This is a genomic window from Bacteroides parvus (genome assembly GCF_017309675.2).
In the GTDB taxonomy this organism is placed as follows: Bacteria; Bacteroidota; Bacteroidia; order Bacteroidales; family Bacteroidaceae; genus Bacteroides; species Bacteroides uniformis.
In genome coordinates this window covers 1,763,475-1,785,979 of the sequence record NZ_CP084680.1, presented here as the reverse complement: position 1 = coordinate 1,785,979, position 22,505 = coordinate 1,763,475, and the positions used below count along the sequence as shown (strand labels likewise).

The window sequence follows — 22,505 nt, the reverse complement described above, 5'->3', positions numbered from 1 at the left end:
ATTCAAAGATATTTTCAGAAAAGGCTAACTTTGTACCGACAATAATCGGAATATAATCATTCATAAAATCCATGCTATAATGAACACTTTTTGCCATCCTACCATTGCTGCACGCATCGAGACGGCAGCTGCCGCAATAATTCTGTTTCTAACAACCCTGACAAGTTGTGGCAGGAACTGTTCTCTCGAGCCACTTGACCAATGGAATGACGGGACATCTACGCTTCACACGGCAGACCCGGTCATTGCAGAAGGCCGGAAGCTCTTCAACGACAAAGAATACCAAAATTTCCGACTCACCGGAGAAGCCCTCACACAACCCGGCTCCGAAGCAGGCCTCCTCTTTCATACGGACGGCGAGTCCGGTTATGAAGTGATATTCCGTAACGGAGACATCGACGGCACACGCAAGAGCGGCTCACTCGCCTCGGTGCGCAACCTCTATCGCTCACTCGCAAAAGATGGAGAATGGTTTGACTTCGAGATAACCGTACGCGGACAAAACATCATTGTCTGCATTAACGGAACCGAAGTTGTCTGCTATACCGAACCCGAACATCCATATCGCACAGAGGAGCACGCCCGGCAACTGTTGAGTCAAGGTTCCATAGCCTTGCAAGGCATACACGGCGAAGTGTCATTCCGGAATCTCGCCATCGAACAGCTTGCCAAGGAAGCACGCAACGAAGCCGACACGCTTGCTCCGGTAGACGAGCGCACGGATGAGATAATCAGGCTACAGCAGCGCGATTTCCCAGTTATAGACTACCACGTTCACTTGAAAGGAGGGCTGACGAAGGAAACGGCACACGCCATGTCCATGAATTACGGTATCAACTATGGTGTCGCCCCCAATGCCGGAGAAGGAGGCGTAGGACGTATGCTGGCCGATAACAAAGAAGTGTACGACTATTTTAATGAAGTAAAAGGGATGCCATTCCTGTGCGGTGTACAAGGTGAGGGACGCAAATGGACGGCAACTTTCTCGCAGGAAGCCTTGGGGATTTTCGATTACCTGTTTACCGACGCCATGACCATCATAGACCACAAGGGACGTAATTCGCGCATCTACCGGGCCGAAGAAGCACTCTTTGATGACATTACGCTTGAACGGTATATGGACCACCTTGTCGACCAAACAGTCCTGATTCTGACCAACGAGCCTGCCGACATTTATGCCAACCCTACCTTCTTGCCCGACACTATGGCGAATGATTACGACAAGTACTGGACGGACGGACGCATTGAACGCGTATTGGATGTATTGCAACAACATGGAATCGCTCTGGAAATCAATGCACGCTACCGGATTCCCAGTTTCGAGATTATCCGTCGCGCCAAAGCACGTGGAATCAAATTCACATTCGGTACAAACAATGTCGATGCCGACTTCGGACGACTGGAATACTGCGCCGAAGCCATCAAGCAATGCGGCCTCACAGCCGACGATATATGGTTCCCGTCGATGAGCACACGCCGCTCCCGCCCCATTGTCATATACAACCGATTCGAGTAGCAGGGAACAACCGCTGTCATCTTCACCAACAGAAACGATACACCTATGGACATTCTTCTCATCATCTTGGGCATCCTCTGTCTGATTGTCGGATTGGCAGGCTGCATCCTGCCTATGATTCCGGGACCGCCCGTAGCCTATGCAGGCTTGTTGCTTCTACATTTCACGGACAAGGCGCAGTTTTCCACCACGCAGTTACTTCTATGGCTGGCAGCAGTCGTCCTTGTACAGATACTGGATTATTTCGTCCCGATGCTGGGCAGCAAATATAGCGGAGGCAGTCGGTGGGGAACGCGCGGCTGCCTCATAGGCACCATCGTAGGGTTGTTCTTCATGCCTTGGGGCATCATCCTCGGCCCCTTTCTCGGAGCCTTTGCCGGCGAACTGATGGGAGGCAGCAAGACAGACCAGGCCTTGAAATCGGGGCTGGGCTCGCTGCTTGGATTCTTGCTGGGCACAGTAGTGAAATGTGTCATATGTGCATACTTCTGCTGGGAGTTCGTCAAAGCCTTGGTCTGACACCATCTCCTCTCCTTCCGCCTGGGAACAACTTATCTGCCGACCGCCATCCACACAGTAGTCCATCTGCATGAGATGTGCATCTCGAGCAACATGAGATGCCCGTCTCAAACAACACGAGATGTACATCTCATGCAAGTAGAGAGAATAGTCCAAGCCAATGTCTTCCATTGGTTTACAAATCTTAATCTTCTGCAAGCGAGACAAAAAAACAGCTTCATTTCAAGATAAATACGTATATTTGCCCACTAAACAGAGAAAGAACGCTTTACGAGTAATTTACAGGAAGAAAAACAGCGGTAAACGTCTGTGAGTTATTAACAAAACAGCCGACTTATCAACCGTTTTTGCAATCTTTCTCCAAATTTGTAGGCGCTATCCGGAATTATCACTTATTTCGCTGCCAATAAATATTGAGATTATGGGAAAAATAATTGCTATGGCTAACCAAAAGGGTGGTGTAGGCAAGACTACGACGACGATCAACCTCGCAGCCTCACTCGCCACACTTGAAAAGAAAGTGCTCGTTGTGGATGCCGACCCTCAGGCCAATGCCTCCTCAGGATTGGGTGTGGACATCAAGCAGTCGGAATGTACTATCTACGAGTGCATTATTGACCGTGCAGACGTACGCGAAGCCCTTCATGACACGGAGATAGACACACTGAAGGTAATCTCCTCCCACATCAATCTGGTAGGTGCCGAAATAGAGATGCTCAATCTGAAAAACCGCGAAAAGATACTGAAAGAGGTACTCGCTCCGCTGAAGAATGAATTTGACTATATCTTGATAGACTGTTCCCCGTCTTTGGGCCTGATTACGGTCAACGCACTGACTGCCGCCGATTCAGTAATCATCCCCGTACAAGCGGAATATTTTGCACTAGAAGGCATCAGCAAATTGCTGAATACCATTAAAATCATCAAGTCCAAGCTGAACCCTGCCCTCGAAATTGAAGGCTTCCTGCTGACGATGTACGACTCGCGTCTGCGCCAAGCCAACCAGATTTACGATGAAGTGAAACGCCACTTCCAGGAATTGGTGTTCAACACCGTCATCCAGCGTAATGTGAAACTGAGCGAAGCTCCCAGCTACGGCCTGCCCACCATTCTCTATGACGCAGACTCAACCGGAGCCAAGAACCACATGGCACTTGCCAAGGAGCTGATAAGCAGAAACGAAAGAAGGGATTAGCGGTTAGGGATAAGGAATAAGCAGTTAGTGATTAATGATTAGGGGGTAGTGATAAATACCATATTTACAATACACAACAAAATCACCCCGTATGGCTAAATAGTAAATTGTAAATCGTCAACGTACCTATGTGTCAAAGATAAGAAATGTGTCATGACCGTAGGGAATAAATAGTAAATAAATAGATGGCACAAAGAAATGCATTAGGACGCGGGCTGGACGCCCTCTTCTCCATGGATGAAGTAAAGACCGAAGGCTCCTCTTCTATCAATGAAATAGAGTTGTCGAAGATTACGGTCAATCCCAACCAGCCCCGTCATGAATTCGACCCGGTTGCGTTGCAGGAGTTAGCTGATTCCATCTCCGAAATCGGCATCATACAGCCCATCACCCTGCGCAAGCTTAGCGACGACGAATACCAGATTATCGCCGGCGAGCGTCGTTTCCGCGCTTCGCAGCTTGCCGGACTGACCAGCATCCCCGCCTATATCCGCACTGCAGACGATGAGAACGTCATGGAAATGGCGCTCATCGAAAACATACAGCGCGAAGACTTGAACTCCGTAGAAATAGCTCTCGCTTACCAGCATCTATTGGAGCAATACGGGCTGACGCAAGAGCGCCTCAGCGAACGTGTAGGCAAGAAGCGCACCACCATCGCCAATTACCTGCGGCTGCTCAAACTGCCAGCTCCCGTCCAGATGGGGCTGCAGAACAAGCAGATAGACATGGGACATGCCCGCGCGTTGGTAACGCTCGGCGACCCCAAACTGCAAGTAAAGATTTTCGAGGAAATCCTGGAGCACGGGTATTCCGTACGCAAAGTGGAAGAAATAGTAAAGTCACTGAGTGAAGGCGAAACCGTGAAAAGCGGTGGTCGTAAGATTGCTCCCAAGCGCGCCAAACTGCCCGAAGAATTCAATATGTTGAAACAACAACTCTCGGGCTTTTTCAGCACCAAGGTGCAACTCACCTGCTCGGAGAAAGGAAAAGGCAAAATCAGTATCCCGTTCAATAACGAAGAAGAATTGGAACGTATCATCGGCATTCTTGATACGCTGAAGAAATAAATGAGAAAAAAAGGAAGAATATATCAGTTAGCCATTACCCTGCTGCTCTGTTTTTTACAGACGGCAGGGATTGCTATGTATGGTCAGGACCGTCCGCGTGCCGCTTCCAAGCGTGCGCAGCGGCATCAGACCGATACACTCAACACCGTGGTAAACCGGGACAGCCTCGCTGTTGCCGACAGTCTTGCGGCCGAAAACAAACGGAAGATGCTGGAAATGACCGCCAGCCCCGACCTGAAGGAACAGCCCGTACCTACAGACAGCCTGCAAAAGGCCATCGACCCCAAGCGATGGGTGCCCAACCCCACAAAAGCCACCTGGCTTGCCCTCGTCATTCCCGGCGGTGGACAAATCTACAACCGCAAATATTGGAAACTGCCCATCTTCTATGGAGGATTTGCCGGTTGTGCCTATGCCCTCACGTGGAACAGCAAGATGTACAAGGACTATTCGGCCGCCTACAAGGATGCCGTAAATGGTAATTTCAACTCCAGTACCATTACCGACCTGCTGCCTCCCAACTATAACTATACCGAAAGCCAGCTGACGGAGACACTGCGGAAGCGTAAGGACACCTTCCGACGATACCGCGACTTGAGCATCTTCGCCTTTATCGGTGTATATCTATTGTCCGTTGTCGACGCATACGTAGACGCAGAACTGTCCAACTTCGACATCACCCCCGACCTCAGCATGAAAGTGGAACCTGCCATAATCAACAGTCAGATGACCGGTTCCTCTAATAAGAACGTCGGCGTGCAATGCAGTTTCCGATTCTAAAAACGAAAATTAAAGCATAAATTATTACCTAATGATACACAAGGCCATATATATGAAAAGAATTATTCTCGGTTCCTCGCTTCTGTTTTGCGCCCTCTTCGCCGTTCCGGCCATGCATGCGCAAGAAAGCGTGGAAGTACTTATCCGCGAAAACGGTACAGAACGCCAGGAATCCATCGAGCTGCCCAAAAGCATGACCTATCCGCTGGACAGCCTGCTCAATGACTGGAAAGCCAAGAATTACATAGACTTGGGAAAAGACTGCAGCACCTCTACCGTAAACCCGATGTTCAGTGACTCTGTATACATAGACCGGTTGTCGCGCATGCCGACCGTCATGGAAATGCCGTACAACGAGATTGTACGCAAATTCATCGACATGTATACCGGACGCCTGCGCAACCAAGTTGCCTTCATGCTGAGCGCCTGCAACTTCTATATGCCCATCTTCGAAGAAGCGCTGGATGCCTACGGTCTGCCGCTCGAGCTGAAATATCTGCCCATCATAGAATCCGCTCTCAACCCTTCTGCCGTATCCCGCGCTGGAGCTTGCGGACTATGGCAGTTTATGCTCGCCACCGGGAAGATATACGGACTGGAAAGCAATAGCCTCGTAGACGAACGCCGCGACCCGATAAAGGCAACCTGGGCGGCAGCACGCTACCTGAAGGACATGTACGACATTTACAAAGACTGGAACCTGGTGATTGCCGCCTATAACTGCGGTCCGGGCACCATCAACAAAGCCATCCGTCGTTCGGGAGGGAAAACCGATTATTGGGAAATCTACAACTATCTGCCCAAAGAGACACGTGGCTACGTGCCCGCCTTCATTGCCGCCAACTACGTAATGACCTACTACTGCAAGCACAACATCTGCCCCATGGAAACCGACATTCCGGAAGCAACCGATACGGTGCAGGTAAGCCGTAACCTTCATTTCGAACAGATTTCCGACCTATGCGGCATCAGTCTGGATCAGATAAAGAGTCTGAATCCTCAATTCAAGAAAAGTATCATCCCCGGAGAGAGCAAGCCACAGACGCTACGCCTCCCCATCAATTATATCAGTGCCTTCATCGACAAACAAGATACAATCTATGCCCACCGCAGCAATGAGCTGTTCAAGAACCGCAGAGTCGTGGCCGTTTCCAATACACGCCCGACGGCACGCAGCAGCAAAAGCAGTACCACTACGGGGAATGTCACTTACTACAAGATACGCAAGGGTGACAATCTCGGCAGCATTGCACGAAAATACGGCGTCACAGTCAATCAGTTAAAAAGTTGGAATGGATTGCGTAGTACCAGAATCTCCGCAGGAAAGCGTTTGAAGATTTATAAATAAAGACATAAACGCTTGCCCGGTGTTGAAAATTGCTTATTTTTGCAAAAAGTGAAGTGAAGAAAGGAGAAAGCAGTATATGGAAGAAAATATAAGTCAGAAGGAAAAGGAAAAAGCCGAAGAGGAAATGATCGAACAAGCATTCCAAGAACTGTTGAACGACTATTTGGCCACCAAACACCGCAAGCGCATCGAAATAATAACCAAAGCATTCAACTTTGCCAACCAGGCGCATAAGGGCATCAAGCGTCGTTCCGGCGAGCCCTACATCATGCACCCCATTGCTGTGGCAAAGATTGTCTGTAATGAGATAGGACTGGGGTCTACTTCCATATGCTCGGCATTGCTGCACGATGTGGTGGAAGACACTGACTACACCGTAGAGGATATCGAAAACATCTTCGGTCCCAAAATCGCCCAGATTGTAGACGGGCTGACAAAGATTTCCGGCGGTATCTTCGGCGACCGTGCCTCGGCGCAGGCGGAGAACTTCAAGAAGCTGCTGCTCACTATGTCCGACGATATCCGGGTTATCCTCATCAAGATAGCCGACCGTCTGCATAACATGCGTACACTCGGCTCCATGCTGCCCAACAAACAGTTCAAGATTGCAGGCGAAACACTCTACATCTATGCTCCTCTCGCCAACCGCCTCGGCTTGTACAAAATCAAGACAGAACTGGAAAACCTGAGCTTCAAGTACGAACATCCGGAAGAGTACCACGAGATAGAAGAGAAACTGGAAGCCACCGCTGTGGAGCGCGACAAGGTATTCAATGAGTTCACCGCTCCGATACGGGCGCAACTGGACAAAATGGGACTGAAATACCGTATCCTTGCCCGTGTAAAGTCCATCTACTCCATCTGGAACAAAATGCAGACCAAACATGTCCCCTTCGAGGAAATCTATGACCTGCTTGCTGTCCGCATCATCTTCGAGCCTCGCAATATAGAGGAAGAGCTAAACGACTGCTTCGACATCTACGTCTCCATATCCAAGATATACAAGCCCCACCCCGACCGCCTGCGCGACTGGGTGAGCCATCCCAAAGCCAACGGCTACCAAGCCCTGCACGTCACCCTTATGGGTAACAACGGGCAATGGATTGAAGTACAAATCCGCAGTAAGCGTATGAATGACGTTGCCGAACAAGGCTTTGCCGCCCACTGGAAATACAAAGAAGGCGGAGGCAGCGAAGATGAAGGCGAACTGGAGAAATGGCTGCGTACCATCAAAGAAATTCTGGATGACCCGCAACCGGACGCCATCGACTTTCTCGATACCATCAAACTAAACTTGTTCGCGTCGGAAATTTTCGTCTTCACCCCGAAAGGCGACCTCAAGACCATGCCGCAGAACTCTACGGCACTGGACTTTGCCTTCTCCTTGCATACCGACATCGGCAGCCACTGCATCGGCGCCAAGGTAAACCACAAATTGGTCCCCCTAAGCCACAAACTGCAAAGCGGTGACCAGGTAGAGATATTGACCTCCAAATCGCAACGCGTGCAGCCGGAGTGGGAAGTATATGCCACCACTGCCCGTGCCCGTACCAAGATTGCCGCCATCTTGCGTAAAGAAGCAAAAGCCTATCAAAAAGAAGGTGAAACCATACTGAACGAATTCTTCAAAAACGAGGATATACGTATGGATGATGCCGCTCTGGACAAACTGACCAGGCTGCACGGCTTCCACACCCGCGACGAGTTGTTCGTTGCCATTGGTAACAAGCGGGTTGTGCTGGGCGATGCCGACAAGAATGTGTTCAAGGAAAAACAGAACAGCAACTGGAAGAAGTTCCTGACCTTCTCCTTCGGTAACAAGGACAACAAGGATGCCAAAGAACAACCGGAAGAGAAAGCACCGCAAGAGAAAATCAACACCAAGCAGATTCTGAAGCTGACGGAAGAGACCATCTCAAAGAACTATATCATGGCTGACTGTTGCCACCCCATTCCGGGTGACGACGTACTGGGATACATCGACGAACAGAACCGTGTTGTCATCCACAAGCGCCAATGCCCCGTTGCCACCCGCCTTAAAAGTAGCTACGGAAACCGTATCATCGCCACCGAATGGGACACTCACAAGGATTTGTCGTTCCTCGTCACCATATATATAAAAGGTATAGACAGCATGGGATTGCTGAACGAAGTGACCCAAGTCATCTCCCGCCAGCTCAACGTGAATATCCGTAAACTGACCATCGAAACCAACGATGGCATCTTCGAAGGAAAGATACAGCTCTATGTACACGATGTGGACGACGTGCGCACTATCTGCAATAATCTGAAGCAGATACAGAATATAAAACAAGTGACGAGAGTAGAGGAATAAACGGAGTGGTATTCTACTTCAGTCCTTGGATATTTTCCTTCAAGTTCTCCACATCCTCGTAGGTAAACTCATCCAATGCCAGTTTCATGCCTACCAGTTCTTCGCGGATAGCTCTGAGGCGATCTACGATTTCAAAGTTACGTATCGTAGCTTCCTTATTGTCTTTTATCCGTTGGCGGGCGCCGGGCAAGGTCATCCCGCGCTCCTTCACCAGATGATAGATAAGTTTCACTGTCTCAATGTCCTCCTTACGGTACTGGCGTATTCCCCGCCCTCCTTTCTTCGGATTGAGTTGCGGAAACTCCTTTTCCCAGAAACGGAGCAGCGATTCGTTGACGTCGAACATGGCAGCCACCTCACTGATGGAGTAATATAACTTCAAATTCTTATCTGTATTCAACATGATGTAATCCTTTCTTTATCAATCATCCGTCAATCAAGCACCTTACCATTGTTCGCAGCAATCTGTATCATGCGGTCATAATCCTCAGCACTGAGGTCCATAAAGTAGTAGTTGACGGGATTCACAACCTTTCCCTTGACGTGTACTTCGTAGTGCAAATGCGGACCAGTGCTCTTGCCCGTACTGCCTACCCCGCCAATGACCTCACCACGTACCACTTTCTTGCCTAACTTCGTCCGGAAATCGCGCAAGTGTGCATATACTGTCTGGTAACCGAATCCGTGATCTATCACGATTCTATTGCCATAGCCCGATTGCCAGCCCATCTGCACCACAGTACCGTCTCCCGTGGCATAGACGTCTGTACCCTGAGGAGCCGAAAAGTCCATACCCTCATGGAACTTGCTGGTACCATAAATGGGGTCGATACGCGTACCGTAACCGGAAGCAGTCTTACGGAGGTCCTTGTTCGAAACAGGCTGTATGGCAGGAATGCAACGCAGCATTTCATCATGATTCTTGCACATCTCCACCACGTCATCGAAAGAGCATGACTGAATATAGAGCTGCTTCGTCAGCATGTCCATCTTCTGGGTGGTATTGATAACCAGGTCAGAGTTTGCCATATCCATCAGATGCTCATAGCGGTTGGTGCCGCCATATCCAGCCTGACGGATGGCAGAAGGAATAGGGTCGGCCATGAAAATCACCCGGTACAGATTGTCGTCACGCTGCTGTATGTCCTGCAGCACTCCCATCGCCTCGTCCAGCCGACGGGAGAGCACGTTGTACTGCGCCTGCAGTTTGCTGTTCTCCTTCCGCAGCTCCTTCTCCGACGGAGAACCGAAGATAAGCAGCAATACGATGAAACTGCCCGCACCCAGCCCCATACCGATGAACAAACGGCGGAGAATGCTCAACGCCCGCTGCCTCACGGTAGGATAAATACGGTCATACGTCTGCGTCTGGGGATTATAAATGTAGTAAACTTTGCGCATCTTAGGAAATATTTCGCTTGTCAATGCGACAAAAGTAATAAAAACAAGCTATCTTTGCACAGTTTTTTCAAGAATATTAAGACTAAGTAGCAAGTAGTTAGTAGTAAGAAACGGACAAAAAACGACAGAAGAAGATAAATCAAATTAGAATCAGATAAATCAATAGAGAGTATGTTGACTGCAAACGAAATCAGAGACTCTTTCAAGAGTTTCTTCGAAAGTAAAGGTCACCAGATAGTGCCTTCGGCCCCGATGGTGATTAAGGATGACCCCACGTTGATGTTCACCAATGCGGGAATGAACCAGTTTAAAGATATCATTTTGGGCAACCACCCGGCGAAATACAAAAGAGTTGCTGACTCGCAGAAATGCCTTCGCGTAAGCGGAAAACACAACGACCTGGAGGAAGTAGGTCACGATACCTACCACCACACCATGTTCGAGATGCTGGGCAACTGGTCGTTCGGCGACTACTTCAAGAAAGAAGCCATCTCCTGGGCATGGGAGTATCTGGTGGATGTATTGAAACTCGACCCCAAAGACCTCTACGCCACCGTATTCGAAGGTAGCGCCGAAGAAGGACTGGAACGCGACAACGAAGCCGCTTCTTACTGGGAGCAGTTCTTGCCGAAAGACCACATTCTGAATGGCAACAAACACGATAACTTCTGGGAAATGGGTGATACGGGACCGTGCGGTCCGTGTTCGGAAATCCATGTGGACTCCCGTTCGGAAGAAGAGAAGGCCAAAGTACCCGGCAGCCAGCTGGTGAACAAAGACCACCCGCAGGTGATTGAAATCTGGAACCTCGTGTTCATGCAGTTCAACCGCAAGGCAGACGGCAGCCTGGAAGGACTTCCCGCCAAGGTTATCGACACCGGCATGGGCTTCGAGCGACTGGTGCGCACACTGCAAGGAAAGACCTCCAACTACGACACCGACGTGTTCCAACCGATACTGAAAGCCATCGGAGACATAGCAGGCAAGAAGTACGGCGACGATGAGAAGTCGGACATCGCCATGCGTGTGATTGCCGACCACATCCGTACCATCGCCTTCTCTATTACCGACGGACAGCTTCCAAGTAATGCCAAAGCAGGTTATGTCATCCGCCGTATTCTCCGCCGTGCCGTTCGCTACGGCTACACGTTCCTCGGACAGAAGCAGGCATTCATGTACAAGCTCCTCCCCGTACTCATCGAGAACATGGGTGCCGCTTATCCCGAACTGAATGCACAGAAGGAACTGATTGCCAAAGTTATCAAGGAAGAAGAAGATTCCTTCCTCCGCACTTTGGAGACGGGTATCCGCCTGCTGGAAAAGACCATGGCAGACGCCAAAGCCGCCGGCAAGAACAAAATCAGCGGAAAGGACGCCTTCACTTTATATGACACCTTCGGTTTCCCGCTTGACTTGACGGAGCTGATTCTCCGCGAAAACGGCATGACTGCCGACATCAAGGAGTTTGACGCCGAAATGCAACAGCAAAAACAACGTGCCCGCAATGCCGCTGCCATAGAGACCGGTGACTGGATTACGCTGAAAGAAGGTACCACTGAATTCGTGGGATATGACTATACGGAATACGAGACATCCATTCTGCGCTACCGCCAAGTGAAGCAGAAGAACCAGACCTTATATCAGATTGTACTGGACAAGACTCCATTCTACGCCGAAAGCGGCGGTCAGGTAGGCGATACCGGTGTATTGGTAAACGAGTTCGAAACCATCGAAGTAGTAGACACCAAGAAGGAAAACAACTTGCCCATCCACATCACCAAGAAGCTGCCCCAACATTTGGAAGCTCCGATGATGGCATGCGTAGATACCGACAAACGTGCTGCTTGTGCTGCCAACCACTCTGCCACCCACTTGCTGGATGCCGCACTGCGCGAAGTATTGGGCGAACATGTAGAGCAGAAGGGCTCTTTGGTTACACCAGACTCCCTGCGTTTCGACTTCTCACACTTCCAAAAGGTGACGGACGAGGAAATCCGCAAGGTGGAACACATCGTTAATGCAAAGATTCGCGCCAACATACCTTTGAAGGAATACCGCAACATTCCTATCGAAGAAGCCAAAGAACTGGGCGCCATCGCTCTGTTCGGCGAAAAGTACGGCGACCATGTACGCGTTATCCAGTTCGGTTCTTCCGTAGAGTTCTGTGGTGGTACACATGTGGCTGCAACCGGAAACATCGGTATGGTGAAGATTATCTCCGAAAGCTCCGTGGCTGCCGGTGTGCGCCGTATCGAAGCCTACACGGGTGCACGCGTGGAGGAATTGATGAACACCATCGAGGACACGCTGCACGACCTGAAGGCGCTCTTCAACAACGCACCCGACCTTGCCGGAACCATCCGCAAGTATATCGACGAGAACGCCGGACTGAAGAAGCAGGTAGAGGACTTCATGAAAGAGAAAGAAGCACAGCTGAAAGAAAGACTGCTGAAGAACGTGCAGGAAGTCAATGGCGTTAAAGTCATCAAGTTCTGTGCCCCGCTGCCGGCAGAAACAGTGAAGAACATCGCCTTCCAGCTGCGTGGCCAGATTACGGAAAACTTGTTCTTCGTGGCCGGAACAGAAGCCGAAGGCAAGCCGATGCTGACCGTCATGCTGAGCGACAACCTTGTGGCAGGTGGACTGAAAGCCGGTAACCTGGTGAAAGAAGCCGCCAAACTTATCCAAGGCGGTGGCGGTGGCCAGCCCCACTTTGCAACTGCCGGCGGTAAGAATGTTGATGGACTGAACGCTGCCATTGACAAAGTATTGGAATTGGCAGGATTATAATCGAAAATAATTGGCAAAACACTTGACATCGCCTCTGCGATGTTGTATATTTGTAACGTCATTTTTTAGATATTTAAAAATTAAACTACCGGGAAAGGAGGAGCATTGCTTCTCCTTTTCTTTTTACCCTCCACAGTATTCCATTTGAAATGCCACATGCCGGCTCCCCAAACTCCACACCTTACCATCCTAAATGCCACACCTTAGCAAGTGAAATGGCTGGCATTTACCCTCCAAAGCCCTGGGGTTTCCGTGAAAAGCCCTGAGGTTTGGGACAGTGAAGTGGAGGGAACGGATGATTAGTCCAGAACAAACAGACAATACATTCGAAGCAAACGAATGATGCATACAGAACAGACAGATGATGCACAACAGAAACAAAAACGGGAAGCCTAAGCCTCCCGTCTGTTAATCTTTCGTAAATCTACTCTTGACAAGATTTTCACTAAAACCTCATTCCGTCCGAAGTAGAAACATCTCGCGATAAACCACCAGTGCACCTTCGGGCAACAAACCGGAAGGACAGAAAGGAGTTACATTTTCCGCAAGTACACATTTACCATTTCCCGAGACCGTCCGCGTAAAGAGCCTCTTCTCTCCATTATAAGTAAACTGCCACAGTGCATATGTATCTCCGTTCTCATCTTCCACTGGAACTGTCTCGTATATTCCCATTAGCGGTTCCTCCTCTTTCCCCGTCGGATAGATTTCCAATACACCTTTCCACATACTATTGGAGAAATCTTCGGGTACCAGCACATAATACCCGCCATCCTTCACCCAAGGACGCTCGGCAAGCGCCTTAGAGACATCACTCAGCAGTTCCGTCAGTGCACCATTACTGATACCATACTCGGAGCCCATCTTCGTCAACGTATATTGCCTGCGACCTTTCACCGTGATGCGCAGTTGGGTCTCCTCACCGGAACCATCCATCACCTTCACAATCGTCTCTCCCTCTGCCAACGGATGAATTTTGATACGCTGATAACCGTTGACCTCATCGGTAAAAGTCACGGAAGCCACCGACTCATGTTCGTTAATCACATTATAGGAACCGTCACCACCGTCAATGCCCAGCACTGTATCTTCGTTTGTTTCAGAAAGATAATAAGAAAGATTAGACACCAGATTATCACATGTCCCAATCTGATAAATAGGCTCCACGCCTTCGAAAAGTACCATGCTCCGGTAATCGTCCTCGCAACCGGAAGCGGTAAACAGCAGTGCTATCAAGGCAAAGAGAGAATATAGCTTCTTCATACTTGTTCTGTTATAGTTGTTCTATCTACAAAAATACAAAAAATACCGGAATACTGCATCGGTACCCCTCTCTTTTTCAAACGATTTGTTCTTTCGGATAGTTCACCAAGTAGAGCGTTCCCGTGGCACGGGTAAAAGCCGTATAGAGCCAACGAAAGTAATCGGGTGTCAAATATTCGTCCGTCATATAGCCCTGGTCCAGAAATACATTCCTCCACTGCCCGCCCTGCGCCTTGTGGCAAGTCACGGCGTAGGCATACTTCACCTGCAAAGCATTGTAATACGGGTCTGCCTTCATCTTCTTCATCCGCTCACGCTTCACGGTGATGTCGGCATAGTCTTCGAGGACGGAATAGAAAAGCCGGTCGTTCTCTGCCTTAGGCAGCGCAGGCGAGTCGGTATGCAGCGTATCGAGCAGCATGTTCACTTCCAGTTCAAAGTCGTTATAGTCAGGAAAGACCAGCGTCACGTCCGCAAAGCGGAAACCATACAGCTCCCGCGTACGGCGCACGCGGCGCACTACGGCAGTCTCACCGTTGGCAATGAAGTCCATCTCCTTCTCTTTTTCCGTCCAGAAGTAGTTATTTTTCGCCACCATCAACAAATCACCGGTGTTCAATTCATCCTCACGCCAGAGAATCTGCGCACGGATGCCCTTGTTGTAGATGTTCGCCCGCTTATTGGAACGGCACACCACGATGGTTTCATCCAGCCCGTCGCGGTCGTAGCAAGAGCTCAGCGTCTCTATCAGCTCATTACCGGGCAGAACTTTAATATCGGCAAACCCCGAAACCTTTATCTTTGGCAGGCTGTAACAATCGTCTTCCGCTATCAACTGCCTCAGGCGGGTGGCATTCCACAAGATACCCGACTGCTGCTCCTGACGCACTACCTGCGTCAAGTCCACCTCCACCACTTCCAGCCCGTAGCCTTTCAAGGCATCGGCAAAGAGGGCAGGACTCTGCTCCTCCCCCACTGGCGGCAGCTGTGCCGTATCGCCCATCAGCAGCAAACGGCATCCCTGGCCGGAATAGACAAACTGCACCAGGTCGTCCAGCAACCTGCCCGTGCCGAACATGGAACCGGACAGTCCCCCATTGGAAATCATCGAGGCCTCATCCACTATATAGAGAGTGTGAGTTGTCAAATTATCGTTCACAGAAAAATTGCTCAGCTCGTTGGAGAAAGATTGCTGTCTATAGATTTTTTTATGAATTGTAAACGCCGGATGCCCCGCATACGATGAAAAAACTTTTGCCGCCCGCCCGGTCGGTGCCAGCAATACCGACTTCTGTTGCAGCTTATCCAACGTCCGCACCAAGGCACCGACCAACGATGTTTTGCCCGTCCCCGCATAACCACGAAGCATAAAAACCACCTCGCTACGAGGTGATAGAAGGAACTCCGATAAAGATTTTACAGCAATTTCTTGCTCAGGAGTTGGTTGGTAAGGAAAATTTTCCTTAATTTGCCTTTCTAAATAGTTATTTATCATTTTTGTAACAGAAAAAAGTAAAGGGAACTATCGTTTTTAAATTAATTTCTTTTATTTTTGCGGTGCGAATATAACAACTAAAAAACATATTTATCATGAAAACAGTATTTAATGTCATTTTAGGCTTATGTGCTTTGGTGCTAATTTATATTTGTTACGCCAGCATTATGGGTCCTATCAACTTTGAAAAAGCAAAGAAGCACAGAGATGCAGCTGTCATTGCACGTCTGATTGACATCCGTAAAGCACAATTGGAATATCGTACTTTACATGACCAGCAATATACTGCAAGCTTCGACTCTCTGATTGACTTTGTTAAAAACCAGAAACTTCCGTTCATCTTCAAGCAAGGAGAACTGAACGATAAGCAGCTGGAAGACGGTCTGACTGAAAAGAAAGCCATCAACATCATCAATAAAGCCAAGAAGACCGGCAAATATGATGAAGTAAAGAAATGGGGATTGGAAAACTTCAAACGTGATACCTTGTGGGTAGCCGTATTGGACACTATCTTCCCGAAAGGTTTCAACCCCGATTCAATGAGATATGTTCCCTTCGGAAACGGTGCACAATTCGAAATGGCCATCAAGAACGATACAGCCAAATCCGGTGCTCCTTTCTGTTTGCTCGAAGTGAAGACTCCGTATGAAGTTTACTTGAACGGTCTGGATAAGCAGGAAATTGCTAACATCAAGGACGTACAAACCAAACTTGGCAAGTACTGCGGTCTGATGATTGGTAGCTTGGAAACAGCTAACAACAACGCCGGTAACTGGGAATAATCTCACCCCGACAAACGTATGATAGAAACGACTGATTTTAATAAATCGGAACAGTATACATTATCCATCCGTCTCAGCACGGATGGATTTTCTTTTTCTGTGTTCAATCCTCTGGGCGACGGTGAGTTTTCTTACTACGACCGTGAAGTGGATGAGTCCCTCTCCCTCACTGCCAATCTGAAACAGACTTTCCGCGAGCTGGAGTGGCTGAAACGCCCCTTCCGCCGTGTCAATGTGCTCATGGCAGACAAACGCTTCACGTTCATTCCCCTGGAGTTCTTCGAAGACGAACAAACGGAAATCATCTTCTATCACAACCACCCTAAACGGGAAAATGAAACCGTACAATACAACATACTGCATAAGAACAACACTGTCGTACTGTTCGGCATGGATAAGAGTGCCTGTTCCTTCCTTCGCGAACAGTATCCCGGTGTCAAGTTCTATTCCCAAGCCAGCCCCTTCATTGAGTTCTTCTCTTCAAAGAGCCGCTTGGGCAACAGCCGGAAAATGTATGCACACTTGCGAAAAGATGCCGTAGACGTATACGGCTACGAGCGCGGACGCCTGCTTCTAGCCAATTCCTTTGAGTGCAGAAGCACACCCGACCGTGTCTACTACCTATTATATATATGGAAACAACTCGGCTTCGAGCAGGAGCGCGATGAGCTGCACCTAACCGGTGACCTGAACGACAAAGAGCTGCTACTGCCCGAACTGCGAAAATTCATCCGGCAGGTATTCATCATGAATCCCGCCACTAATCTTGACCTGCAAGCCATAACCCTATGCGAGTAATCAGTGGAATATACAAAAGACGACGTTTCGACGTGCCCCACTCCTTCAAGGCACGCCCCACCACAGACTTTGCCAAAGAGAATCTGTTCAATGTACTCTCCAACTACATGGACTTTGAGGACGGCATCCGTGCCCTCGACCTATTTGCCGGTACGGGCAGCATCAGCATCGAGCTTGTGTCCAGAGGCTGCGACCAAGTAATCAGCGTGGAAAAAGACCGCGACCACTATGCCTTCATCTGCAAGATTATGCAGGAATTAAAGACGGACAAGTGCCTGCCCATACGCGGTGACGTATTCAAATACCTCAAAAGCGAACGGGAGCAATTCGACTTTATCTTTGCCGATCCTCCCTACGAACTTGCCGGGCTGGAAACTTTGCCCGACCTTATCTTCGAAAACAACCTGCTGAAAGAAGACGGCCTCTTCGTTCTGGAACACGGGAAGAAAAACAGTTTCGAAGGACATCCGCACTTTGTGGAGAGAAGGGTGTACGGGAGCGTGAACTTCTCATTCTTTAAACGGAAAGGTGAAAATTGAAAATGGGAAATGAATGGTGAGAATGTATCAGGTATTGATTTTTATCTCATTTTCAACTTTCCACTTACAAAAGCGGCGCCATCAGCCGCACCACACTCTCTGCAGCCTTACGATACCAAGGGCGCTTCACCCAGTTCTTCAGGAATACCTGTACGCAGTCGCGCTGATCTTGGAGGAAGATTTCGCGCATCTGAAGCGCTGTTTCTGTGTCATAGATGAAGGCATTCACCTCAAAGTTATGTTCAAAACTGCGAAAATCCACATTCGTGGAGCCTACCGTGGACAACTCATCATCCGAAACCATCAGTTTGGAGTGTAGGAAGCCCTTCTTATAGAAATAGACCTTGACTCCCGAATAGAGCACATCTGCCAGATAAGAGCAGGAGCCCAGATGTGTCAAGCGATTATCAGCACGCATGGGCAGCATCAGACGCACATCCACACCTGATAAGGCAGCTGTCTGCATGGCAACAAGTACGGCTTCGGTTGGCAGGAAGTAGGGAGTCTGGATATAGAAGTATTTCTTTGCGCTGGAAATGGATATGACGAGGCCCTGCATAATGTCTTTCCATGGGCCCACGGGCTCACTCGTTACAATCTGTGCCAAGGAAGTACCGTAGTTTTCTATTTTCGGGAAATAGCGGGTAGACGTAATCAGTGTACGGTCCACAAAGTACCAATCGAGCAGGAAGGCGGTCTGCAATCCGTGAACAGCCTTGCCCTCCAGCAGCAGATGTGTATCCCGCCAGATGCCCCATGAGAATCCGCGCATATAGCGTTCGGCAAGATTCATCCCCCCCACAAAGCCGATGTGCCCGTCAATGACAACTATTTTCCGATGATTACGATAATTCACCTTGCTGGTGAAAAGCGGAAAACGTACCTTCAGGAAGCTGCGTACCTCGATACCGGCCTCGCGCATCTCTTCAAAAAAACGGTTGGGAACATGCCAGCAACCCACATCATCATAAATCACACGTACCTCTACCCCGGCACGCGCCTTTTCCATCAGGACATCACGCACCAAGCGCCCGATGGCATCGTCCTCAAAGATATAGAATTCCATGTGGATATGCTTCGTTGCTTTCCCCAATTCGCGCAGCAGGGATTGCAGCATGGAGAGCCCCAGGGTATAGACTTCCACCCGGTTTCCATCGAAGGGGAAAGCCTGGTTGGTATTACGGAACAAAGATATGAGACGGCTGTAATTGATGGGAAGCGTACATGAATCCTGCGCCAGATATTCCGCCATAGGTTTCTTCAACAAGCGACTGTAACTCTTCTTCCCTATCATGCGCACACGGCGCTGACTACGCCCGAAGAAGAAGTAAAACACCAGCCCCACGATAGGAAGGAACATCAATACCAGTATCCATGCCATGGTTTTCACCGGATTGCGGTTGTCGAGGATAATGACGACAATCGTTCCGATGATGGCACCGAAATAAACAATGTCGAAGGCTATCGTAGCAATCTGGCTGGCAATGAAGTTCCAATCAAGCATGTTCACAGACAATTAAGTGTGAAACAAATGTAGGAAAAAGAAATGAAGTACAAAAAATGAAATGAAAGAAAAAGAAAAGGAAAATCACAAAGACACAGAGATACAGAGAGCTTATATAATATAAAGAATAAGCTCTGTGCCTCTGTGTCTTTTACAAACCTTATACAGAAAAGGATTTTAGAACGGCCTATGCCCTCCGAAACGGCCAGGACCATGCCCCGGACCAAAGCCCGGACCACCGAAGCCACGTCGACCCTGCATCTTGTCGCGTGCGGCCTTGCTGCCGAAAATATTCAGACGATAGATGAAGTGAAGCATGCAATAGCTGTTCACGCCGTTATATTCGTACACCGAGCGACCGCTTGCAGTCAGCGAACGACTGATGTTGCTCTGCCTCTTCAGAATGTCGTACATCTCGAAGCTGACAGTGGCATTTCCTTTCAGAAAAGTCTGCGACAACTGCGCATTCCAGATAAGCTCATTACGGTTCATACTACTGTCCGTATATCCGCGACGGCTCTGATTGGCAATGTTGGTAGAGAGCGTCATGTTCCACGGCATGGAAATCTGCGTATTGGCACCGTAGGAGAAGGTATAGGGCTCCTGGTTATTGTCAGGCGTCAGTTTATCCTTCTCTATTGAATAGGAAATGCTTCCGTTCAAGCCGAATTCAAACCAGTCGTTACGATAGGCGGCATTCAGACGTTCGCCCAGCGTCAGGTTGGTGGTCGTATTCTTCCGTTCCACGGCATCTGCTCCCTTACCGGACGTCAGATAAGCCACATTGTTCTGATATCTGGCATTGGAGAAAGAACTGATGGTGTACTTCTTATTGGGCAGCGCTGTATTGAAGCCGAACAAGCCGAACGCATTCCAATTACCGTTGATATTCTTCGGAGTTGTAGTCCATCCACCGGTTTCCGAATTGTACACACGGCTGTTGCTGATGCTATTCTGCGTTGCCGAGAAATTGACGTGCGACATAATACCGCGTTGCTTTTCGGCATTATACGTATTATAGAAAAATCTCATGCTGTGCGTGAAGGAAGGCTTCAAGCCCGGATTACCGATACGCACATTCTGCGGATTGGAGTTGTCCACAATCGGCAACAGATTCTCCATACTCGGTTGGCTGCTACGCCCGCGGTATGTTATACGCAGCTGGCTCACTTTGGAGAAACGGAGGCGCAAGTCCAGGTTCGGAGCGAAGTTGAACACATTGCGGGTGGTATCAATCATATAGTCGCCACGTTTATAGGACAACACAGAATGTTGCGGCTGAAACGACATACCTGCGCTCAGCTGATACTTCTCGCGGATAAAGCGTAAGGACACGGATGCATCGTGGTTGTAGTAGCGATATTCCGCATACTTACCCAGACTGTCCACCGCATGCTCTTCATATCCCGTGGGAAGCTGGGTTGACAATCCCCAATCCGGAAAGCCCTGCAAATCGTACGTCGTCTTGTCACTCTCACTGTACTTGTACTGGAACTGATAGCTGAATTGCAGGAAAGTGGCACGGGCTATCGGTTCGCTGTAAGTCAGCTGTGCACTGTAATTGTAGTTCTTGGTAGGAGTAGTGATGTACTGGTTACGTACCAAGATGGAGTCTCCTCCCAAAGCATTCAACAACTGGAAGTAGTGCGTTTCCGACTCCGTATACTGGTTGTTGTCAGTATTGGTATAACCGAACCTTCCACGGAACGTGACATTGCGTCCTTTGTCATTCAGCTTTCTGTTCAACTGCAAGGTTGCATCCGTAGACACACTCTTATTGTCACTCAGCGAACCGCTATTGATGGCATTTATACGGATACTTCTCAACGGGTCATCGTCCGGATTGAGAATCTTCTCCAGATTCAGCCAGTTATTGGGGTCGCTCACCAGACTGTAAGGGTCGGAATTGAACGTACCGTTCTCAGAATTGGAGAGATTGTCCGTTTTACCATACGAGAAGTTGGGGCGGAAAATAATATTCGTCATCGAATCCGGCTTCCACTCCATACGGAAATCGGCATTGAAATTCTTGGCTTTGTTACGTTGCTTGCTGTTCGAGTTGGAGTAAGAGTTGCCGTCCGGCAGAAAGTCCTCGGTAGAGCCAATGCTTGCAATGTCCCCATCCTGATAGTTGTAGCGTGCACTACCACCCAGTTCCAGTTTATCGGTCTGGGTAGCGAAGTTTACACCCAGCATTTTCGTTGCAGTAAGTCCGTTGTTCCTGCGCCAGCGCGGAGGACCGCCACCGCCTGAAAAGCCTTGGTCGTTCACGTTATTGGCAGAGCCAATAAGAGTAACTTGAGTATTTTCAACAAGACGGTTCAGCATAACACGTCCCATGTAGCGGTCTTCCGTACCTCCGGCCACATCGGCATTACCGAACCACCCCTGGTTCATGCCTTTCTTTACGGTCAGGTCGAGCACCGTCTCCTCCTCACCGTCGTCAATACCGGTGATACGTGCCAAATCGGACTTCTTGTCGTAGGTTTTCAGCTTCTCTATCATATCTACCGGCAGATTCTTCAAACCGGTCTTTACGTCTCCACCAAAGAACTCCTTCCCGTCGACCATAATCTTCGACAAGTCCTTACCGTTGATTTTCACATTCCCCTCGTCATCAATCTCCGCACCGGGCAACTTCTTCACCAGCTCTTCGAGCATGGCTCCCTCGGGGGTACGATAAGCAGAGGAATTATAGACCAATGTATCTTCCACCACCTGCACTTGCGGCGCTTCTGCCGTAACCACAGCCTCGGCCAGCATCACCGCATCCGTTTCCAGTGTCAGGGTACCCACGTTCTTGGCGGTTGTCGTGGCATAAAGATGTAAAGGGATGTACCGGCTCTTGAACCCGATATAAGAAACCTTTAGCACGTATTTACCCGCACTGACTTTGGGAAGAGTGAAATAACCTTGTGCCGTAGTAGCCGTACCCGATGCCTGGACACTGTCTGGCAACAAAAGCAACTGCACGGTAGCTTGTATCGCGGGCTCCTTGGTGTCCTCCACGACACGGCCCGATACCGTAATGTTTTTGGTCTGTGAGAATGCAGACAGCGTTGTTACCAACAGCAACGCCATCCCCGTGATAATTTTCTTCATGTGTCTATTCTTTGTCTATTCTTAAATGAACAATGCCTTTTATTCACTGTTTCATTTGACAGACTTCC

17 protein-coding genes are annotated in these 22,505 nt (G+C 49.2%); 11 read left to right on the top strand and 6 right to left on the bottom strand.

From position 1 onward, the window contains the following. Positions 1–79 precede the first annotated feature (79 nt). From JXR92_RS07105 to JXR92_RS07075, 7 genes are all read left to right on the top strand, one after another. Positions 80–1,516: a DUF1080 domain-containing protein gene (locus tag JXR92_RS07105; RefSeq protein WP_138345861.1), complete on the top strand. Its 1,437-nt coding sequence runs from the start codon at positions 80–82 to the stop codon at positions 1,514–1,516. Between the two features lie 45 nt (positions 1,517–1,561). Beyond that, on the top strand, positions 1,562–2,035 hold the full coding sequence (locus tag JXR92_RS07100; protein WP_117964875.1) for a DUF456 domain-containing protein: 474 nt from the start codon (positions 1,562–1,564) through the stop codon (positions 2,033–2,035). Positions 2,036–2,456: 421 nt separating this feature from the next. Continuing rightward, complete coding sequence (locus JXR92_RS07095; protein WP_117964877.1) at positions 2,457–3,230, top strand: ParA family protein; 774 nt, start codon at positions 2,457–2,459, stop codon at positions 3,228–3,230. Between the two features lie 185 nt (positions 3,231–3,415). Continuing rightward, positions 3,416–4,300, top strand: coding sequence for a ParB/RepB/Spo0J family partition protein (locus JXR92_RS07090; RefSeq protein ID WP_061411439.1), 885 nt, complete (start codon positions 3,416–3,418; stop codon positions 4,298–4,300). Beyond that, positions 4,301–5,080: a DUF5683 domain-containing protein gene (locus tag JXR92_RS07085; RefSeq protein ID WP_117964879.1), complete on the top strand. Its 780-nt coding sequence runs from the start codon at positions 4,301–4,303 to the stop codon at positions 5,078–5,080. It abuts the gene before it with no gap. 31 nt (positions 5,081–5,111) lie between these two features. Next, positions 5,112–6,428 carry a lytic transglycosylase domain-containing protein gene (locus JXR92_RS07080; RefSeq protein ID WP_117964881.1) on the top strand — a complete coding sequence of 439 codons (1,317 nt, stop codon included), beginning with the start codon at positions 5,112–5,114 and terminating at the stop codon, positions 6,426–6,428. Between the two features lie 76 nt (positions 6,429–6,504). Continuing rightward, complete coding sequence (locus tag JXR92_RS07075; RefSeq protein WP_138345859.1) at positions 6,505–8,763, top strand: RelA/SpoT family protein; 2,259 nt, start codon at positions 6,505–6,507, stop codon at positions 8,761–8,763. A 13-nt stretch (positions 8,764–8,776) separates the two neighbouring features. Here JXR92_RS07075 and JXR92_RS07070 read toward each other — a convergent pair whose 3' ends face one another. Together JXR92_RS07070 and JXR92_RS07065 are read right to left on the bottom strand one after the other, a co-directional pair. Further along, the gene (locus JXR92_RS07070) at positions 8,777–9,166 is read right to left on the bottom strand and encodes a MerR family transcriptional regulator (protein WP_117588667.1); all 390 of its coding nucleotides are present in this window, start codon (positions 9,164–9,166) and stop codon (positions 8,777–8,779) included. Positions 9,167–9,195: 29 nt separating this feature from the next. Then, a complete protein-coding gene (locus JXR92_RS07065) occupies positions 9,196–10,164 on the bottom strand; it encodes a M23 family metallopeptidase (protein ID WP_117588668.1) in 969 nt (322 codons plus the stop codon). A gap of 171 nt (positions 10,165–10,335) precedes the next feature. Between JXR92_RS07065 and alaS the strand changes: the two genes are divergently transcribed. Then, on the top strand, positions 10,336–12,954 hold the full coding sequence (alaS, locus tag JXR92_RS07060) for an alanine--tRNA ligase (protein ID WP_117588669.1): 2,619 nt from the start codon (positions 10,336–10,338) through the stop codon (positions 12,952–12,954). A 453-nt stretch (positions 12,955–13,407) separates the two neighbouring features. Here the strand turns inward: alaS and JXR92_RS07055 are convergent, their stop codons facing one another. Both JXR92_RS07055 and JXR92_RS07050 read right to left on the bottom strand, forming a co-directional pair. Continuing rightward, a complete protein-coding gene (locus JXR92_RS07055; protein ID WP_117588670.1) occupies positions 13,408–14,217 on the bottom strand; it encodes a hypothetical protein in 810 nt (269 codons plus the stop codon). A 76-nt stretch (positions 14,218–14,293) separates the two neighbouring features. Continuing rightward, a complete protein-coding gene (locus tag JXR92_RS07050) occupies positions 14,294–15,712 on the bottom strand; it encodes an ATP-dependent DNA helicase (protein WP_138345857.1) in 1,419 nt (472 codons plus the stop codon). A 95-nt stretch (positions 15,713–15,807) separates the two neighbouring features. On the opposite strand from JXR92_RS07050, the gene JXR92_RS07045 reads away from it, so the two are divergent. From JXR92_RS07045 to rsmD, 3 genes are read left to right on the top strand one after another with little or no spacing between them, the layout of a single operon-like run. After that, positions 15,808–16,494: a hypothetical protein gene (locus JXR92_RS07045; protein ID WP_117964889.1), complete on the top strand. Its 687-nt coding sequence runs from the start codon at positions 15,808–15,810 to the stop codon at positions 16,492–16,494. A gap of 18 nt (positions 16,495–16,512) precedes the next feature. Beyond that, positions 16,513–17,292, top strand: a complete 780-nt coding sequence (locus tag JXR92_RS07040; RefSeq protein ID WP_117588673.1) for a DUF3822 family protein — start codon at positions 16,513–16,515, stop codon at positions 17,290–17,292. After that, positions 17,283–17,831 carry a 16S rRNA (guanine(966)-N(2))-methyltransferase RsmD gene (rsmD, locus tag JXR92_RS07035; protein ID WP_117964891.1) on the top strand — a complete coding sequence of 183 codons (549 nt, stop codon included), beginning with the start codon at positions 17,283–17,285 and terminating at the stop codon, positions 17,829–17,831. The genes JXR92_RS07040 and rsmD overlap by 10 nt, the downstream gene beginning before the upstream one ends. A 64-nt stretch (positions 17,832–17,895) precedes the next feature. Here the strand turns inward: rsmD and cls are convergent, their stop codons facing one another. Beyond that, positions 17,896–19,335: a cardiolipin synthase gene (cls, locus tag JXR92_RS07030; RefSeq protein ID WP_117964893.1), complete on the bottom strand. Its 1,440-nt coding sequence runs from the start codon at positions 19,333–19,335 to the stop codon at positions 17,896–17,898. A 177-nt stretch (positions 19,336–19,512) separates the two neighbouring features. After that, on the bottom strand, positions 19,513–22,437 hold the full coding sequence (locus JXR92_RS07025) for a TonB-dependent receptor (RefSeq protein ID WP_138345855.1): 2,925 nt from the start codon (positions 22,435–22,437) through the stop codon (positions 19,513–19,515). Positions 22,438–22,505 lie beyond the last annotated feature (68 nt).

Bases quoted from the DNA above. Each gene is read 5' to 3' on its own strand.
- JXR92_RS07105 (WP_138345861.1), top strand. From the start codon at position 80: ATGAACACTTTTTGCCATCCTACCATTGCTGCACGCATCGAGACGGCA.
- JXR92_RS07100 (WP_117964875.1), top strand. From the start codon at position 1,562: ATGGACATTCTTCTCATCATCTTGGGCATCCTCTGTCTGATTGTCGGA.
- JXR92_RS07095 (WP_117964877.1), top strand. From the start codon at position 2,457: ATGGGAAAAATAATTGCTATGGCTAACCAAAAGGGTGGTGTAGGCAAG.
- JXR92_RS07090 (WP_061411439.1), top strand. From the start codon at position 3,416: ATGGCACAAAGAAATGCATTAGGACGCGGGCTGGACGCCCTCTTCTCC.
- JXR92_RS07085 (WP_117964879.1), top strand. From the start codon at position 4,301: ATGAGAAAAAAAGGAAGAATATATCAGTTAGCCATTACCCTGCTGCTC.
- JXR92_RS07080 (WP_117964881.1), top strand. From the start codon at position 5,112: ATGATACACAAGGCCATATATATGAAAAGAATTATTCTCGGTTCCTCG.
- JXR92_RS07075 (WP_138345859.1), top strand. From the start codon at position 6,505: ATGGAAGAAAATATAAGTCAGAAGGAAAAGGAAAAAGCCGAAGAGGAA.
- JXR92_RS07070 (WP_117588667.1), bottom strand. From the start codon at position 9,166: ATGTTGAATACAGATAAGAATTTGAAGTTATATTACTCCATCAGTGAG.
- JXR92_RS07065 (WP_117588668.1), bottom strand. From the start codon at position 10,164: ATGCGCAAAGTTTACTACATTTATAATCCCCAGACGCAGACGTATGAC.
- alaS (WP_117588669.1), top strand. From the start codon at position 10,336: ATGTTGACTGCAAACGAAATCAGAGACTCTTTCAAGAGTTTCTTCGAA.
- JXR92_RS07055 (WP_117588670.1), bottom strand. From the start codon at position 14,217: ATGAAGAAGCTATATTCTCTCTTTGCCTTGATAGCACTGCTGTTTACC.
- JXR92_RS07050 (WP_138345857.1), bottom strand. From the start codon at position 15,712: ATGATAAATAACTATTTAGAAAGGCAAATTAAGGAAAATTTTCCTTAC.
- JXR92_RS07045 (WP_117964889.1), top strand. From the start codon at position 15,808: ATGAAAACAGTATTTAATGTCATTTTAGGCTTATGTGCTTTGGTGCTA.
- JXR92_RS07040 (WP_117588673.1), top strand. From the start codon at position 16,513: ATGATAGAAACGACTGATTTTAATAAATCGGAACAGTATACATTATCC.
- rsmD (WP_117964891.1), top strand. From the start codon at position 17,283: ATGCGAGTAATCAGTGGAATATACAAAAGACGACGTTTCGACGTGCCC.
- cls (WP_117964893.1), bottom strand. From the start codon at position 19,335: ATGCTTGATTGGAACTTCATTGCCAGCCAGATTGCTACGATAGCCTTC.
- JXR92_RS07025 (WP_138345855.1), bottom strand. From the start codon at position 22,437: ATGAAGAAAATTATCACGGGGATGGCGTTGCTGTTGGTAACAACGCTG.